The sequence below is a fragment of the Thiolapillus sp. genome (assembly GCF_048562965.1).
GTDB classification, from domain to species: Bacteria; Pseudomonadota; Gammaproteobacteria; order Chromatiales; family Chromatiaceae; genus Thiolapillus; species Thiolapillus brandeum_A.
Genome location: NZ_JBHNMF010001620.1, coordinates 1 through 528, shown reverse-complemented (window position 1 = coordinate 528; position 528 = coordinate 1). Strand labels below are relative to the sequence as shown.

Sequence of the window (528 nt, the reverse complement as noted above, 5' to 3'; positions counted from 1 at the left end):
CGGCCTTTGACAACCTATTGGTGCCCCAGCCGTCCTGGTCACCAAGCACTACGCAACAACTTCGCAAGCTCGTTGCTGCTCCGTACTTGGCTCCCAATGACTGGACGCCGCGTTCGGAGGTCTACTTTGTTTTCCCTCTGGCGCAAGGCACGCCGGGAAAACAGTGCGGCCTCGCGGCTACTGGGGTCTACCAGCCTTCGCTTCGCTCTCCATGGCTGGCAGCGATAGTTGACATAGCAAGGATCATAGCGTTGCCGCATGCCTTGCATGCCTTCATTTGAAAATTTAAAGAAAGGCATGCAAGGCGCGGCCTTCTCAGAAGAGAAATCAACACAAACTTCTGGAGGCCGCTATGGACGCGAAAGGATATAGCCGTATCCCCCGCGAACTGTGTTATTGGATAACATTTTTGGCTCTTCCCCAAATGGAGTGGGTAGATTATCGTAATCCCCTATGAGAGACAAAGACCTATACGCCCAGATACTGGGAATCAAGAGTCCCTGGCAAGTATCCGGTGTAGAGCTGGCG

1 protein-coding gene is annotated in these 528 nt (G+C 53.4%); it reads left to right on the top strand.

The window, feature by feature from the left end; translation table 11 throughout:
- Window positions 1-20 precede the first annotated feature (20 nt).
- Window positions 21-281: a hypothetical protein gene (locus tag ACOCD2_RS25850; protein ID WP_293653694.1), complete on the top strand. Its 261-nt coding sequence runs from the start codon at window positions 21-23 to the stop codon at window positions 279-281.
- Window positions 282-528: the final 247 nt, after the last annotated feature.